This window comes from Acidobacteriota bacterium, from assembly GCA_016703965.1.
In the GTDB taxonomy this organism is placed as follows: domain Bacteria; phylum Acidobacteriota; class Blastocatellia; order Pyrinomonadales; family Pyrinomonadaceae; genus OLB17.
On sequence record JADJBB010000022.1, the window covers coordinates 23,794 to 40,626 of the forward strand.

The window sequence follows — 16,833 nt, forward strand, 5'->3', positions numbered from 1 at the left end:
TCTCTACTTGATTTCAAAAGTGAGGGTTGCCCATTTCGATTCGTAATTCAGTTTCGGATCGTCGATCTTGACCATATTGATAAACTTGGCGTACCATTTGCCCGCGCCGGTCAGTTTGACTTTGATTATGCCGTCCTTGTCGGTGCGGGCGCTGGTTTCGCCCAGCATTTTGCCGTCGGCCTCATATCCGGTTGTGACGATCTGGCCGGCGAGCGGTTTGCCATCCTTAAGGCATAAAATATCCAGCGAACTTCCTCTCTTCAGCTTGTAAGGATTTTGCTGAGGTACCATTTCGACGGCATAGCCAAGGATCGTATTGTAATTATCGGTTGCTTTATTGCCCGCCTGAAAGATCGTTTTGACATATTTCGAATAACGGTAACGGGCGTCCTTATCGAGCTCGCCGTCACGCGTTCGGGCCTCTAAAATATCGGGAATGCCTTCGGCCGGCAAATACTTGTTAAACTCAGCCGCTGGGAGCGCGCTTTCGCGCCACATCGTCGATAGACCGGCAATGTAGTTCCCAGCCTCTGTCGGCGTAACGTTCAAAAAGGCCGTGGTTTCGTTTTTTGTAAGGTTTGCCTCAACCGGGTGTGAAACCGCCCCGGACGGCGAAACGACACTCATATCCGTTAAACGCGCAAACGTAACCGCGCCTTCGCTTTTCTGAAACGTGCCATTCATAACGCTGATCGAAATCTTCTTGTTGACCTTTACGAAATAGCTGTCGAGCTTGAAAAACAGATCGTGACCGAACACTGGTAATGACAGCAGCAAGCTGATCAGGAAAAGGGCTGTAATTTTTTTCGTTTTCATAATTCTCCTATTGTGTCTTGCCGCATCGGTGCAGGCGAATTGTTCCAAACAAGGTGTTGAAAGAACGGGTCTCTTCGACATTTACAAATCCCGCTTCCGTCAGCAATACTGGGAGCCTGCCGGCGAAGCTGTCCTCAGTCGTTTCGAATCCGTCGAGAAGTTGAATAAAACGGGACGAAAGCTTCATCAACTGATTTGCGGGTAGACCCCAATCCGCCACATGAAATTCGCCGTCTGGTTTGAGAACGCGGGCCACTTCGCCCATGGTTTTGAGTTTATTTTCTCGGGTTAGGTGGTGAAAAAACAAACTCGAAATAACGCGATCAAAGGACTCGTACTGGTACGGCAGATCAAACGACATGCCTTCGTCGACTTGAATCTCCAGACCGGCGGATCTGGCCTTCTTTTTGGCTATTGCCAAAATCTTGCCGTCGCCGTCAATCCCGACTACTTCGGCGAGCGGTTGATCTTGTTTCAAAAGAAGCGTAAGCGTCGCCGTGCCGCAAGCAAGATCGAGAACGCGATGATTGATTTCAATGCTGGCTTGTTCCACTAGAGCCTTTTTGAAAACGCCGTCTCGCGTAGTCAACCGCACAACCGGGTCATAAAAAGGTGTTAGCCAATCATAGCTCAATGCCGGGATGTATCTATCATTCTTCATGCTGTCTACAATTTCAAATTTCTGAGACGCAACGCATTGACAATAACTGATACGGAACTAAACGTCATCGCCGCACTGGCGATCATTGGGCTTAATAATAAACCAAAGATCGGAAACAAAACGCCAGCCGCGATCGGTACGCCGACGAGATTGTAAATGAATGCGAAGAACAAGTTCTGACGGATGTTCTTCATTGTCGCTTCGCTTAGTTTTTTCGCCCTAAGGATTCCACGCAGATCGCCTTTTAGAAGCGTTATATCAGCGGATTCCATTGCCACGTCGGTTCCGGTCCCCATGGCGATCCCAACTTGCGCTTGTGCAAGCGCCGGTGCATCATTCACGCCGTCGCCGGCCATAGCGACGATCTTGCCCTGGGCCTGCAGTTCTTTGATCTTTTCAGCCTTTTGTTCAGGCAAAACGTCAGCGAAGACCTTGTCGATGCCGAGCTTTTTGGCTACAGCGTCGGCCGTAATTGCATTATCCCCCGTCATCATGACGACTTCGATCTTTTGCCGATGCAATTCACTGATGGCATCCTTAGCAGACTCTTTGATTGTGTCTGCAACGCCGACCAGGCCAGCGGCTTTCCCGTCAACGGCTACAAGCATTACCGTTTGCCCTTCGGCTCGGAGCTCATCGGCTTTTCCATCTGCCGGGAAATCAATGTTGTTTTCCATCATCAGCTTCGCATTACCGAGTAACACCTTTTTCCCGTCGATCGATCCCGTGATCCCTTTACCTGTGATGGATTCAAAATCTTCCACCTTCGCAAGTTCGATATTTTTCTCTTCGGCGCCCTTGATGATCGCTTCCGCCAGCGGATGCTCGCTCGATCTTTCAAGACTGGCTGCAAGGCGCAAGATCTCGATGTCGGCTGATCCATTCAACGAGATAACCTTCTGAAGCCGGGGTTTGCCCTCGGTCAAAGTGCCGGTCTTATCAACGACAATCGAATTCACCTTCTCCAGAATCTCCAAAGCCTCGGCTTTCTTAACTAATACGCCGTGCCGAGCACCGTGTCCGGTCCCAACCATGATCGACATCGGGGTTGCCAAGCCCAGGGCACACGGACAGGCAATGATCAAAACCGAAACGGCAGCTACCATCGCGTATGCGAAACTGCCGAAGATCAGCCAGACGGCGAACGCGACAATTGCAACAACAATAACCGCCGGGACAAAATAGGCCGATACGACATCGACAAGACGCTGGATCGGAGCGCGAGAGCGCTGGGCCTCGCCAACCATCCGAACGATTTGTGCAAGCAGCGTGTCGCTGCCAACCTTTTCCGCTTTCATTACAAAGCCGCGTCGGCCATTGATCGTTCCGCCGATGACCTTATCGCCGACCGTCTTTTCGACCGGGATCGATTCGCCCGTTACCATCGACTCGTCAACCGAAGTATCGCCTTCCAGGATCGAGCCGTCGGTTGGGATCTTTTCGTTTGCCTTCACCCTCAAACTCGCATCGATCTGAACGTCCTTTAGCGCGATCTCGGCTTCAGTGCCGTCGTCAAAAACAACGATTGCGGTTTCAGGTGCGAGTCCGAGGAGTTCCTTGATCGCGCTCGACGTTTGGCTCCTTGCCCGTAATTCCAACACCTGGCCGAGCAGAACAAGGGTTGTAATTACGGCCGCCGCCTCGAAGTATGCGGAGATCAACCCAGTGTGCTCATTTCGCATGGATGCGGGGAACAATTCGGGTAGGAAGAGAGCAACAAGACTGAATAGATATGCCGCACCGGTGCCGATGGCGATCAGCGTGAACATATTCGGGCTGACGTTCTTTACGGAAGCCCAGGCGCGCTGAAAGAAAGGAAATCCGCCCCAGAGGATAACGGGTGTTGATAAAACAAATTGGATCCAGAGTGCGATCTTTGGCGAAACGTATTCGTGATAGTTCGGCAGCATCTCACCCATTGCCAGTGCAAAAACAGGGAGCGTGAGTACGGCCGAGATCCAAAATCTCCGCTTCATATCCACATATTCCGGATCGGGCCCGTCGTCGAGGGTCATCACCTTCGGCTCAAGTGCCATCCCGCATTTTGGACAGCTTCCCGGGCCGATCTGCACAATTTCTGGGTGCATCGGACAGGTGTACTCCACGCCCTTACTTTCGGCCTCAAGTTTTTCTTCTTTTTTCCCATCGAGGAAACTCGCCGGATTTTGCTTGAACTTGTTCAAGCAACTGGTCGAGCAGAAATAATAAGTTTCGCCCTCGAAATCAAACTTGCCCGCTGACGTTTCGGGCGCGACCGTCATTCCGCACACCGGGTCAACAAACTCTCCACCCGCCGTTGCCTCCATGGCGCCGTGCGAGACGGTTTCTTTTTGTTCGCGTCCGATCTCGACAAGACCACTCGGGGGTACGCCTTGTGTTTGGGCAATAAATTTCTGCAAGCAGCCCTTAGAGCAAAAATAGTAAGTCTTGCCCTCATGATTAAAAGTTCCTGCGGCCTTCGCCGGATCGACCGTCATTCCGCATATCGGATCAATAAATTCGTCTGTTGTTGCGCCCTGTTTTCCAGTTCCTGTCATGGCCCCTCCTCGTGGGAAAAATACCCTTTCACACCTGCCTAATTACCGCTGCAGCAGCTCGCCGGTTTGCTGTCCGCGGGAGCTATAAATTTCTGTAGACAGCCAGTTGAACAGAAATAATAAGTTGTCCCTTCGTAGTCGGTTTGCCCAGCGGCCTCCGATTCCTCAATCTGCATTCCGCAGACCGGATCCTTGTGTGTAGCCATTCTTTTCCTCCTGTAAATCCGCCCCGGAAATTGTTTTTCCGAGTTTGCCAAGTGGACCTAACAAGCACCGACGAATTCAGCTGCAAGAACGGCCCAAAAAACTCTTCATCAAGGAATTGCCTCAAAAGATCTATCTGCGGCTACAGCGGGTTAGCGCAGAATGTCAATCTCAACACGTCGTTCCCAGATCCATGTCAATGACTCAATCACGCATCTCGACGCCCGGTCGGGCCTTTCCTTCGCGTTTTTTTCGCCATCGGCCGATAAAATAAAGGGTCACACCAAAGACGAGCACGAGCACGCCGTTGATGGACATGACTTGGTGTGAGGCATATCCTATGTAGTGCGGATTAGAACTCACTCTAATCAGATGCCACGCAAACAAGGCAATTCCAATAATGCTTATTGCTATTCCCCCAGTCTTCATAATGATTTTCACGAATATTGAGGCATATTGCCGCCGACGTCGTGTCTACAACTCACATTAACCCTTTGGAGACGGCGATGGCTGGGCTGCCGGGGCTCTGCGAGGTGCTCGTCCAATTCGCCGCCGAAAGAAGGCGTCGGGCAAATAGGCACTACCCGACGCCTTTTTGCTCATTGACCGTATAAACTTCTGGACTCCCTTCTAACATGTCCTTATACAGTGTCGAGCAAAATTAAATTACGCTTTAGGAGTCGGAGACGCCGCAGGTGCCGGGGCACGGCGAGGCGCGCTTGAGTGCCAATGAACAATTCGCCATTTGCCATCGCGTTTTTCTAAGACAGCCGTGCCAAGTCCGCCGCTTTCTATCTTTCTTGTTCCCATTTCGGCGGTGAGACTGTACTTAAATGTCGCCCACGCCGTTTTGCCATCGACCTTTACCTTCATATCGGAGAACGAGTATTTCGTGTTCTTAAATTCCTTAAGTTCGGGGGCGAGATGCGTGTTGCGGTAATCATTCCAACCGTAGTTGGCGTGTCCGCTTTCGAAAACAGTCACGTCCTCGGTGTTGGCCCAAATCTTATCGAGGGCCGCGAGATCGCCTTGTTCGACCGCCAGAGCTTCGCGCGTCATGACGTCCGTCACGGCTTTTACTTCGTCGGTTTGTGCCGACACACCCTCGTTGAAGCTAAAGGCGATAACTCCCGTGCAGATCACAACAGCCAACGCCGCCATCAACAATCTATTAAAAATTTTTCTCGTCATAAGTTTCTCCTCATTTTAGGTCTTACGGAAATTCAATTCACTCGGTCCATTACGCGTCAAGATACATCCCGATGCCGAACAGCGATAACACAATGGCGTCGTAGAATAAATGTTGCTGACTCAAGCCGAGCAGCGAACCTCCGGTCAATTCGGTCAACCATGCTCCCAACAGAGCAATAAACGCCAGAAAGAAAAGGCCTCTGACTAAATAATATGTAAAAGGTGTTAGCCTGATTTTCTTATCAATATTCTATTTTCCTTTTAATTAAGATCGTGCGTCCGCGTCCCGAACGGCGGAAGATCGTTGTTTTCGCCGAAGTCTTTGTCGCTTAGGCCTTCGCGTTCCGCGATGACTCGCTCCGCACTTGGCCGTCCGAATTTATAAAAGATTGCCGGCGTAACAATTTGGTCGAGCAGAGTCGAGGTCAGGATGCCGCCTAAAACGACGACCGCGAGTGGATGCAGGATCTCTTTGCCCGGGGCGTCGGCGGCAAGAATGAAGGGTATTAACGAGAGCCCCGCGGTCAGAGCAGTCATCAAGACGGGGACGAGCCTTTCCAATGAACCGCGTACGATCATGTGTTCGGTAAAATCCTCGCCCTCCTCTTTCATCAAGTGCAGATAATGCGAGATCATCATGATCCCGTTTCGCGATGTGATCCCAACCAGAGAGACGAATCCCACCATGGTCGCGATGGAAAACACGCCTCCCGAGAGGTGCAAGGCCCAGACGGCTCCGATCAACGCTAGGGGGATGTTTATCATCACCTGAAGCGCTACCCGCCAGTCACCAAAGGCTTTTATCAATAGAAAAAAGATCGCAACAAGCGAGAAGATCGAAAGTAGGGATAAAGTTCTGTTAGCCTCCTGCGATGCCTGAAACTGCCCTCCATATTCGAGGAAGTAGCCGGTCGGCAGTTGAACTTGTGTTGCGACACGGCTTTGAATGTCACTCACGACGGAGCCAAGATCACGTCCGGCGACGTTTGCTCCAATTACAATTCGGCGTTTTGTGTCTTCGCGTAAGATCTGGTTCGGTCCCGGGAAATTCTCAACGGCAGCCACCGCCGAAATAGGAATTTGGGTTCCCTGCGGTGTATCGATCGTGACATTTTGGAGCGCATCCAGACTATTGCGAGACGCTTCATCAAAACGAACCACCACGTCATAACGCCGGGCTCCATCAATGGCTTGCGAGACGGTTCGCCCGTTCAATGCCGTTTCCAATGTCTGCGTAACCTCGCCCGGCTGAAGCCCATATTGCGCCGCCTTGACGCGGTCAACATTAAATCGCACCTGCGGGATCAGCACCTGTCGTTCAACTGAAACGTCCGTTGCTCCTTCGACGGTTTGGATCGTATTGCGAATCTCCTCAGCCTTTGAACGCAGTGTAGCCAAATCGTCGCCGAACAACTTGACCGCGATCTGTGCCCTAACACCAGACTGCAAATGATCCAACCGATGAGAGATCGGCTGTCCTACGTTAGAGGTAACTCCGGGAACGACCGCGAGTTTATCTCGGATCGCCGAAAGGATCTCCTCACGCGAACGGACCGATTTCTTTAGATCAACATCGATCTCGGTGTAGTGAACACCCTCGGCATGTTCGTCGAGCTCGGCCCTTCCCGTCCTTCGGCCGGTCGAGATAACTTCGGGCACCTCTAAAAGTAGTTTCTCGGAAATTTGGCCGATGCGATTGGATTCAGCCAGAGAAGTACCGGGCTGGGCCTGAACATTGACGGTAAGCGTTCCTTCATTAAACTCCGGCAAGAATGATGTGCCAACAAACGGGAGCGTCGCCATCGTCAGGATGAACACTAGCGCCACCCCGACGATGACTTTGTAAGGATGACGGAGCGTCCAATGTAGAAGTCGCGTGTCGTATTTTTTTAACCAGCGAACTATGAAGCTGTCCTGGTGTTCCTCAGCCGACGAAGATCGAAACCACCGCCACATTCTCGAGAAAATAGAGGCACCATTCTCATCTTCGCGATCGATCTCAACCGGACCATCGACCGTCTTTGTCTCCTTTCGCCTAAATGTTTGGGGCAACAGATACGACGCCAAGACGGGCGTTAAGGTTAAACTTACGAACAGAGATGCCACGAGTGCAGTAATGTACGCGAGGCCCAAGGGAGCGAGCAATCTGCCTTCGACACCCGATAAGGCGAAAAGCGGAATAAACACGAGGGCGACGATCACCGTGGCATAAATGATGGATGAGCGCACCTCGAGCGAGGCGTGATAGATCACTTCAATAGAAGGACGCGGATTTTCAAGGTTCCGGTTTTCGCCGAGTCGACGGAAGATATTCTCAATGTCGACGATCGCATCGTCAACCAACTCGCCGATCGCAACCGCCAAGCCGCCGAGGGTCATTGTATTAACACTGATCCCGAACGCGTAGAGAATAAGAAAGGTAACGATGAAAGAAAGCGGGATTGCCGTGAGGGTTATAAACGTGGTGCGAAAATTCAGCAAAAACAGAAACAATACGATCGCGACAAGGATCGCACCGTCACGCAATCCTTCGGTAACATTGCCGATTGAAGCGTTGATAAAGTTGGCCTGCCGGAAGAGATTAGGGTTTATCTCAACGTCGGGGGGCAGTGTCTTTTGCAGTTCCTTTACCGCTTCGTCAACCTGTTCTGTCAGATCTTGAGTGCTTGCCCCGGGCTGTTTTTGAACAGAAACAATGACGGCGGGCTTTCCGTTCGTTCCGGCCTCGCCCCGCTTAATTTTCGCGCCAAACTGTACTTCGGCTACATCACCTAAACGAATAGGCGTGTTGTTACGATACGCAACAACCGTTTGCTTCAGTTCGTCGATCGAATAAAACCTGCCAAGGTTCCGAACAAGGTACTCCTGCGATTGGGCATCTACAAAGCCACCGGTGGAGTTGATATTCGATTTCTCCAGCGCGACCGAAACATCCTCAATGGTGATGCCAAATTGCCTCAGCTTTTCAGGTGAAACAAGCGCCTGATACTGTTTTACGCCTCCCCCGATGGGAATAACCTGAGAAACCCCGGTGATAGTCAATAGCCGAGGACGGATGGTCCAGTCTGCCAAGGTTCGCAGTTCTAAAGGGTCGGTCGTTCCGTCCTTGCTCGACACCGCGATCAGCATGATCTCGCCCATTATTGACGAGATGGGAGCGAGAAATGGTGACACTCCTTCCGGCAACTGCTCGCGAGCTTCGGTTATCTTTTCCGAAACAAGCTGCCGGTTTCGGTAAATATCCGTTCCCCATTCAAACTCAACGTAAACGATGGACAACCCGACGCCGCTTACCGAGCGAACTCGGGACACGCCGGGGACACCATTCATCACGGTCTCGATCGGAAAAGACACCTGCGTCTCGACCTCTTCGGGTGCAAGGCCGTTGGCTTCGGTAAGGACGGTGATCGTCGGTTTATTTAGATCCGGAAAGACATCAACCGGCAAATTCAACGCCACGTAACTGCCCCAGACAAGCAAAAGGGCAGAGATCGCGACGACGATCAACCGGTTCTGAAGGGACCATTTGATAACACCATTCAGCATTTTGAATCAGGTGCGGGGATTTCTATTTACTCCACTTCGCCTTCCACTCGCTCATCATCTTTATCTCAGCTTCTTGAGCTTTGATAATCTGACCGGCGAACGTTTTGATCTCTGCCTTTTCGCTCTTCTGCAACGCTTCTTTCGCCATCGCAACAGCTCCCTCGTGGTGCGGAGTCATCATGTCGATAAACGCAAGGTCAAATTCCTTCTCCTTGGAGTTTGTAAGCTTCGCCATATCCATCTTCATGGAATCCATCATGCCGGGCATTTCCATGTTCATGGCCGCCGGCTTTCCCGCGAACCACTGCTCGCGCCATCCTTTCATCTGACCGATCTCTTTTTCCTGATCGGCAATGATCTGCGCGGCGAACTTCTTGATGTCGGGATTTTGAGTTTTACCGTCAACCATCTTCGCCATATCGACGGCTCCCTTGTGATGGGCAGTCATCGTATCGATAAACTGCAGATCGTAAGGCTGACTCGCTGCATTCGGCGAGCTTTTCATCGACGAATGATCCATCGACATGTTCGAGTTCATCGGCATCGAATTATGATCCATGCCGTTCATATTCATTGATGAATTCGAATTCTTCATCATCGAGTTATGATTCATGGAACTCGAGTTGCCCCCCGCCTGACCGCACGCGGCCAAACCTACGGCGGCCAGCCCCAACGTGGCCGTTAACAATAGTGTTTTCATTTTCTTCCCCCTTTTAACTTAGGCGGTCTCAGCCCTCGCTAACGACGATGCTTCCCTTGTACATTCCCATTCCGCAGGCAAATGATATTTGTCCCGCCTCGGTCGGCGTGATGCTAACGACAACATCTTTGCCCACCGGCAGATTTTTGGTAATACCCAGCTTTGCAAATACGACCTTGCTGCCGCAGTTGTTCTTGTCAGCGCGGTTAAACACAAGATTTAGCTTATGTCCCGCCTCGGCGTCGATCGACGACGGCGAAAAGCCGCTTCTCGAGACGCTAATTTTGACCGTTCTGGTGTGAGCCTCGACGTTCACCGCAACAACCCCGACGCCAACCACGCCGGTAACCAGTAAAAACAGGGCAATCAGTGATCTTTTCATATTTATCTCCTCTAATATTCGTCAATTTTTCTCAATTCTTTTCCAATTTACGTCGCTTAATCTACGATTAATGTCGTTTCTCTGCCCACAGACATCGCTTATTTAGCGTCCGATGTCACTTATTTCTCGTCCGACATCATTAATTTCCCGTCCGATGTCTCTTAACTAACGCCCGACATCGCTTATTTCTTGTCCGATGTCATGTAATTTGCAGCTGACATCAGCAGTTGTTCAATTGATGTCATCTCTCATTGCTCAACGACGATCAGCTTTCCTCGCAACATGTCCATCCCGCAGGCGAATGCGATCTCGCCGGCTTCGGTTGGCGTGAATTCGACCAGGACTGTCTCGCCGACGGGTAGTTTCTTTCGTATCTTTTGCTTGGCAAAGACGACCTCGCCGCCACAATTCTCCGAATCGGCTCGATAGAAAGCTAACTTAACAGGTTGTCCTTTGACGAACGAAACGGATGACGGCTCGTAGCCTTTAGATGAAACAGTGATCTTCGTCGCTCCCGCAGGAACGTTCGCGGCCTTCACCTGTTTAGCCGAACCTGCCGGAACATTCACGATAAACGGAACGCTGATAACCTTCCCGCCACGTTGAAACTGGGCCCAAAGCTTGTAAAGCCCCGCCCGTGGGAACGCGGTATGAGCCGAAACCTCGTAAGCACTTGGTTTTTTCGGGTCTTTCGAATCTGCCCCGTGCGAATGGCCGTCGGCATTGTGATCTTTTTCTTTCTTATCGCCGTCCATCTTCATCCCGTCCATCTTTTCGCCTTTCGCTATCGGGTGTGCGTGGACGAAATCGACGAGGTCTTCACTAATGATGACGAAGTGCGCCAGTTCGCCCAGGTAATTTTGCAGATCGGTCGCGGGCTTTCCGGTTTTCGCGTCAAAGACCGCGAAATCAAGCGTCAGTTCCTGTCCCGCCTCGATCTTCGCACTCGGCTTCATCGTCACCTTCACGCCATCAACCGATTTTTCCAGCTTTGTATCCGCAACGAGAGCAACCTTTGCCCTTTCAGTTCCCGAGACCTTCACATCAATGCGTTCGACCACTTGCCTCGCATTAGGCGGCGTGAAGTCGGCGTAGAACTTAAAGTCGCCGCCGTTCGGAAACGTGTGCTGAACTCGATAAGATCCATCGGCCGACGGCTCGGGATGAATGTGGTAAAACTCCGCGAGGTCCTTAGACACGATCAGCAAGTGCATCGGCTTTTCGTGAACGATCTGAAGATCCTTAACGACCGCGTTCTTACTGTCCTTAACAGTAAAAACCAGCGTCGCCGGAGCACCGGCCTGAATCTGGCCCGGCTCCGTTTTAAAATCAACCTTAAAGGCCGAATCCGAAGCGACCATGTTCGCGGAATTGGTTTCACTGACAACCACACTTGCGGCATTCGTGTTGTTAACGCCTTGCGAATTTGCCCCGACATTACATGCCGTTAAAAAATGCCAAATGATGAAATTACTAAAACTGTTCCCAAAATCATTTTCTTTGTCATTATTCTTTCTCTCGATTTTTTTCCTTGGCGATCACTTCTCTTGATCTATTCACCAGCCTGCGTAGTTCGAAGCTGATACACGCCTTCAATGACGACCCTATCGCCTTCCTTTAATCCTGATACGATCTCGTAGAAATCCGCACCTTCGGCCCCCAGTGCGATTTGACGCCTCTCGAACGTCTCACCACCATCGAAGACAAACACAAAAGTCTCACCTTGCTCGCGAACAACCGCTGATTTCGGAACAGCCAAAACCTTGCGGTCTCCACTTGTGTCGATGGTGATCTCAATGAAATTACCGTCCTTAAGCCGGTTGAATGGATTCTTGACCTCGTAAATGACCGGGAAGGTCCGCGTCTGTTCATTAACGGTTTGTCCGATCGAAACAAGTCTCCCATCACCATCAGCAGTACCAATTGTGTAGACCTCGCCGGCCAGGGCCGAAGATGTAAAGCTTGCCCGTGTGGATTCTCGAACCGTCGTGAGGTCTTTCTCAAAAACCTGAGCTTCTAGAAGCACGGTGGACAAATTGACGATGTTGAGTAATTCGGCCCCGCTTGCGACCTGCTGGCCGCTCGTGGCTTTGATCTGGTCGATTATTCCCGTTATGGGCGATATTAACGGAAAATTCCGCATGGGCTGCCTGACCGTAGGCGAGCGGAAAATACTTTGTCCGGCCTGGGCGGATTTGATCTGCTCGCCCAATAAAACGACCTGCTTCTCGGCCGAAGTTACTTCATCGTCGATAACCTTTACGGCTGTTTGCGCTTCCTCGACACGTTTTCGCGGTACCGCCCCGACTTCCAAAAGGTTCTGCGATCTTCGAAGTTCACGCTGCGCCTGCGCGAGACGCGTCCTTGCTTGCCCGGCCGCAGCTCGTGATTGTGCCTGTTGCGACTGGAGCGAAAGGACAGTATTTTCGGAGTTCCAACTTCCGCGCTTCAACCTCCCGCTGCTGCGCTTCGACATCCAGTCTTTGCGACTCGAGCCCGGTCTGTCCCGATACATCTAGCACTTGTTCGACGTATCCAATCTGTTCGCCGCGACCAACAGCAGAACCTAAAGATACCGCCTGATTAAGAACGATCCTTCCCGGCACCTGAGCCGTCACAACTCCTTTAGCGTCCGGTCGAGCCCTGACTACTCCCGTGGTTTTCAAACCGCTCGTAATTTGCCTCGTGTCGATCAACTGAGTCTTTATCCCAAACAGTAGCTGCGATTCTTTCGGCACGGTGATCGTCGTTCCCTTTGACAACTCGTTAACCGCTGCAGTTGAAAAGGCGTCTGGAGGAATCGCAGCCGTTTCGCGCGTCTGAGAAGGCGGAATAAGATACGCCAGTACAACCGTGCTCAATAGAAACACCGTTAGAACAATCGCACCTACCGGTGCAAGTCGCCGAAAAGACGTATCCCCTTTTCTTTTCAAGGCATAAAAGACAACCGCGAACGAAGCACCCGAAAGCACAAGCAGGATCAGAAGACCGACCCAAAAAGATGTGCGGATCGGTGCTCGTGAAACTGTGACAGGGAAATCAGCCGAAAAAGTCCTTTTGTCTTCCGTGGTTATAGAAAAAGCTATTTTGTAGTCGCCCGCGCTGTCAAAAACATAAATCCCCCGGTACAAACCGCCCGGCTCTTCCGTCGCCAGCATATTCCCGGCAACTACCGCACCGTCAGGCTTTGTAATGCTAAACACGACGGCGGCCTTTTCGACCGGGAGCGGCCCCGAACCGAACCCGCCCTGAACCGTCTCGCTCAACGAAACAAGTACGTGTCCCGTTTCACCCGGAGCGGATCGCCGGGAAGACGTTTCATAATGACGGTCAGCTCGCCGCTGTCGTTTTTCACATTCCGTTCGGAGGTGATCGTCGTAATCGGAGTCGATCCCGCCGCCGCAGGAACTGGAGCCTCTGCAGCGAACGACGGTACGAGGCATAAAGAGATAAGGAAAAATGCTATCTGACTTCGCCTCACTTTCGCACTCCCGGAACGAGCCCTGAGCATCAATTTTTTGATCGGCCTATCCATTAATGTGTGTGTGCCTTGCCGTACAGAGCTTGCATCGACAGAACGTCGATCCTTATGGCGTCAGTGATTGCTTTTGCCAGATCATCCTTTGCACCGTTTGCCTTGATATCAGCCCCTAGCAGCAGATCGTCATCGTGGCCTTTTCCTGTAAACTGGCTGAGAAAACCCGCCGGCACGCCCTCGGCCTTGATCTCTTTAATTGACGGCGACCCTTCCTTGTTCTCATAGACAACTAGGATCTCCTTGCCTGCCGCCTTGACGATCGTGACCGATCCGAGCTGCGTCTTTGTACCATTCACGGTGGAGAATCCCGGATAGGAATGATGATCTTTTTCGGTGACTTTTCCGCCCGTATCTTTTTCGATCGAGGCGACCTGAGCGTCGGTAAGCTCTTTGTGCATGGCCGTAAACGTCTGCGCTCCAGGAAGTGCCGCCTTGACCGAGGCCGGAACCTCATCGGCTTTCGCTGGTGGGGCAGCGTTATTTGCTGCGGTCGAGTTCGCTGGCGCCTTATTCGCCGTAGCGGTGTTGGGACTGGTGTTTGTGCTCCCGCCGGAACACGCCAGCGATAACAGGCTCGCGGTAATTACAGTTACGAATATCAGTATTTTCATTTTTTCTCCTCTTCTATTCTTGGTTTAGTCGATTTTAGTAATCCGGTACGTTCGGCTTTGTGCTCGTTGATCGACTTCAAAAATTCTTCCCTGTTAAACTGTCGCGGCACGATCTTCGTATCCGGCAGGACCGATGTCGATCCAGGCATGAATGCGGATGGCGGCAGGGCGGCACCCACTGCTGCTTCGAGTGCCGTTAGGGTCGTGTAGTATTCTTCCAAAACCCGGTTATAATTCGTGACGTTCTCATTCAGACGACGCTGTTCGTTAACGACCTCAAACACCGAAAACTCGCCAGCATTATATGCAGCCCGGACAGTCTGCAAATTTGCCTCGGCTCTCGGCAGGATTTGAGTTGTATACAACACCAGCTTTTCCGCCGCGGCCCGATACTGGCCGTATGCAACGGCGACATCACGCCGTATCGTCGCCTCTAAAAATTCACGTGTCCGCACCGCCTGAACCTGTTCACCGACTGCGGAGGCAATACCGCCTTGGTTACGGTTCGACACGGGAAGATCGATCGACACGCCGAATGTCAGCTCATTGTCCAGATTGTTGACAATGCCGCCGCCGGCCTGGGGCAGGTCGGTAAATGCCTTGGTGCGTGAAAAGCGCACCGACGGCGTGATATCCGGAGCCGCCTGAGCACGGGCCAAGTCCAGCCTCGCGGTTCCCAGCCGCTCGCCAATCCGGGCGGCCTGTAAGTCGGAGCGATCGTTCAACGCCTTTTGGGTAAGTTCGCTAAGACCCATATCGAGACGTGGAGGCCGATCGGATTGCGGCGCCAAGCGAAGCGGTTCCGAGACATCGGATCCGATCAGCGTTCGAATTCTTAACAAGGCAATTTCCAATTCGTTTCTCGCTTCGATCCTTTGGATCTTCAGGCGATCGCTTTCGACCTTGACTAAATTCAGGTCGAGCGGCGCCACATCGCCCTCGTTTAAGCGTGCTTCCGTCACCCGAACCAATTCCGCGTCAGCAGCCAGAAGTCTTTCCAATACATCGAGCTGCCGCGCGGCCGATATAGCCTGAGCATAATCACGGCGAATTTCGACCGCGATATTCCGTTCGATAGCCGCGACTTCGGATCGAACCTGTTGGAGTTCGAGTTCCGCGACGGTACGACGCTTTCCACGTTTTTCTCCAAGCTCGAAAGGTTGGGCCAGCTCTGCCGAAAAGTCATACTCGCTTTCGCCGCCCAAAAAACGGGGGCTGCCGTATTCGGTACTAAAGACCGGATTTGGCCGAAGTCCGGCTTGAACGAGGCGCCCTTCGGCGATCACGAGCCGCTGCGCGCCGCAAGCAGATCCGCCCGACGCCTGCCCGCACTTTCTACAAGCCGCTCGACGCTCACGCCATCCGGGCCAATGTATTGCAGCGACGGTGCCGGAGTCGGCAAGGGCGAGGGAACAGTTTGCTGGGCCAATGCCGAATGAAAGCCGCCAAAAAAGAGGACGGCTAAACCGAGCTTTGCTGAATACTCAACCCACGATCGCTAAAGAAGTTCCTCATGCCCATGGAGTGTCGGTAAACGATGTTCGCTTAGAATCTTACGCAGAAAGTGCTTCCTCGTTAACTCCTGGGCCAGCGGCGAAACGCCACACGAAAAACACGAAGCCCGAAAAGCAAAATAAATCAAGCAAAAAAAAGGACAACGCCGATTCACTTAATTGTGTGAACCAAGACGTTCCGCCTCGCCGCAACCGCGGGCGGCTTTACACTTTCGACTCAGTGGCGGGCAAGGTTTATGCTCTTGCCGTCGTGCGACACGTTAGCCCGCATCTTGTAAACGCCGGACGGCACGCCGGAAAGGTCACGCTGTATGTGCCCGCCAGTTTACAGCCGCAACGGTCGCGCTAAAGACCGTACCCGTTCGCGGATTCGATCGACCCTTGCACCGCGTGCTTGAAAGGTTCGTTGGTCTCAAATCTCGTGACAAAGAACCCCGGTCGTAGGCGTGTCCGGCTCCATCGAAGGGTGCTTTACCATTAGCCTTGAGTTCGCCCAAACGAGTCGAATGGGATACAACGCCCTTCGCGTTCGCCGTGGACTTTGGCTTCGCGTCACCATGATCCCCACCGCCATGGGCGAGTATCGCAACAGGCGGGACAAATCGTGAACAGGACGCAGTACTCCAGAATAAAAAACCCAATATATCGCGCGATCTGACTTCTCATATACTCGGAACTGAATGCAACAGCTATACCACTCGCTTTCTGAATGTTTATTGGGTTTAACGGGAGTATTCCCCCAGAAAAAAAAAGACAGAGGCCGTGCTACCATGTATAAAGAGACAGGAGCTGTCTCGTTTCCCTCAAACAGCAAACAGCGGGGTGAGACTTTGTTTACACCAGCCAGCTGATTTCAAGAATGGAAGGTCGTGCTCATATCGGTCAAAAAGTAAAGCACCCCGCTCGGTCATCGCCATACGTAGAAAATTCTCGACCGGTAGTTCGGCGTCGACTAAACGGCAAAGTTCCTGCAGCTTCTCGATTCTGCGATCTCTGGAAGTAAGAACTGTCGTCCTCCATCTGGAATAATCCGATCACTTCTCCTAATGAATCTCCGCTAAGTCTTCGGGAACAGGCAGAATGACTCTGAAAAACCACACGTTCGCCCCGCCTGTGTTCCCGGCCGGGTAGAT

17 protein-coding genes are annotated in these 16,833 nt (G+C 52.0%); 1 reads left to right on the plus strand and 16 read right to left on the minus strand.

The annotated features are described in order from the left end of the window. Window positions 1-3: 3 nt before the first annotated feature. From IPG22_16920 to IPG22_16995, 16 genes are all read right to left on the minus strand, one after another. Complete coding sequence (locus IPG22_16920; GenBank protein MBK6589969.1) at window positions 4-816, minus strand: DUF4198 domain-containing protein; 813 nt, start codon at window positions 814-816, stop codon at window positions 4-6. Between the two features lie 7 nt (window positions 817-823). Continuing rightward, complete coding sequence (locus tag IPG22_16925) at window positions 824-1,477, minus strand: class I SAM-dependent methyltransferase (GenBank protein ID MBK6589970.1); 654 nt, start codon at window positions 1,475-1,477, stop codon at window positions 824-826. A gap of 5 nt (window positions 1,478-1,482) precedes the next feature. Continuing rightward, window positions 1,483-4,014 (minus strand): heavy metal translocating P-type ATPase, encoded by a 2,532-nt coding sequence (locus IPG22_16930; GenBank protein ID MBK6589971.1) that lies wholly within the window; start codon window positions 4,012-4,014, stop codon window positions 1,483-1,485. A gap of 38 nt (window positions 4,015-4,052) precedes the next feature. Further along, window positions 4,053-4,220, minus strand: a complete 168-nt coding sequence (locus tag IPG22_16935; GenBank protein ID MBK6589972.1) for a YHS domain-containing protein — start codon at window positions 4,218-4,220, stop codon at window positions 4,053-4,055. A 202-nt stretch (window positions 4,221-4,422) separates the two neighbouring features. After that, the gene (locus IPG22_16940; protein MBK6589973.1) at window positions 4,423-4,581 is read right to left on the minus strand and encodes a hypothetical protein; all 159 of its coding nucleotides are present in this window, start codon (window positions 4,579-4,581) and stop codon (window positions 4,423-4,425) included. A gap of 303 nt (window positions 4,582-4,884) precedes the next feature. Then, on the minus strand, window positions 4,885-5,409 hold the full coding sequence (locus IPG22_16945) for a nuclear transport factor 2 family protein (GenBank protein ID MBK6589974.1): 525 nt from the start codon (window positions 5,407-5,409) through the stop codon (window positions 4,885-4,887). Window positions 5,410-5,670: 261 nt separating this feature from the next. Then, window positions 5,671-8,955 carry an efflux RND transporter permease subunit gene (locus IPG22_16950; GenBank protein MBK6589975.1) on the minus strand — a complete coding sequence of 1,095 codons (3,285 nt, stop codon included), beginning with the start codon at window positions 8,953-8,955 and terminating at the stop codon, window positions 5,671-5,673. A 22-nt stretch (window positions 8,956-8,977) separates the two neighbouring features. Beyond that, on the minus strand, window positions 8,978-9,655 hold the full coding sequence (locus IPG22_16955; protein MBK6589976.1) for a DUF305 domain-containing protein: 678 nt from the start codon (window positions 9,653-9,655) through the stop codon (window positions 8,978-8,980). Window positions 9,656-9,683: 28 nt separating this feature from the next. Continuing rightward, entirely contained in the window at window positions 9,684-10,037 is a 354-nt protein-coding gene (locus tag IPG22_16960; GenBank protein MBK6589977.1) for a cupredoxin domain-containing protein, read from the minus strand. Between the two features lie 248 nt (window positions 10,038-10,285). Beyond that, a complete protein-coding gene (locus tag IPG22_16965) occupies window positions 10,286-11,428 on the minus strand; it encodes a cupredoxin domain-containing protein (GenBank protein ID MBK6589978.1) in 1,143 nt (380 codons plus the stop codon). A 161-nt stretch (window positions 11,429-11,589) separates the two neighbouring features. Then, window positions 11,590-12,489, minus strand: a complete 900-nt coding sequence (locus IPG22_16970) for an efflux RND transporter periplasmic adaptor subunit (GenBank protein MBK6589979.1) — start codon at window positions 12,487-12,489, stop codon at window positions 11,590-11,592. After that, a complete protein-coding gene (locus tag IPG22_16975; GenBank protein ID MBK6589980.1) occupies window positions 12,374-13,240 on the minus strand; it encodes a hypothetical protein in 867 nt (288 codons plus the stop codon). Before IPG22_16975 ends, IPG22_16970 begins: the two co-directional genes overlap by 116 nt. A 59-nt stretch (window positions 13,241-13,299) precedes the next feature. Continuing rightward, entirely contained in the window at window positions 13,300-13,572 is a 273-nt protein-coding gene (locus tag IPG22_16980; GenBank protein ID MBK6589981.1) for a hypothetical protein, read from the minus strand. Beyond that, complete coding sequence (locus IPG22_16985; protein MBK6589982.1) at window positions 13,572-14,186, minus strand: hypothetical protein; 615 nt, start codon at window positions 14,184-14,186, stop codon at window positions 13,572-13,574. Before IPG22_16985 ends, IPG22_16980 begins: the two co-directional genes overlap by 1 nt. After that, window positions 14,183-15,472: a TolC family protein gene (locus IPG22_16990; GenBank protein ID MBK6589983.1), complete on the minus strand. Its 1,290-nt coding sequence runs from the start codon at window positions 15,470-15,472 to the stop codon at window positions 14,183-14,185. Before IPG22_16990 ends, IPG22_16985 begins: the two co-directional genes overlap by 4 nt. Next, window positions 15,469-15,615: a hypothetical protein gene (locus IPG22_16995; GenBank protein ID MBK6589984.1), complete on the minus strand. Its 147-nt coding sequence runs from the start codon at window positions 15,613-15,615 to the stop codon at window positions 15,469-15,471. Before IPG22_16995 ends, IPG22_16990 begins: the two co-directional genes overlap by 4 nt. Before the next feature lie 248 nt (window positions 15,616-15,863). Here IPG22_16995 and IPG22_17000 point away from each other — a divergent pair, with 248 nt between their 5' ends. Further along, window positions 15,864-16,049, plus strand: coding sequence for a hypothetical protein (locus IPG22_17000; protein ID MBK6589985.1), 186 nt, complete (start codon window positions 15,864-15,866; stop codon window positions 16,047-16,049). The last annotated feature ends 784 nt before the right edge of the window (window positions 16,050-16,833 follow it).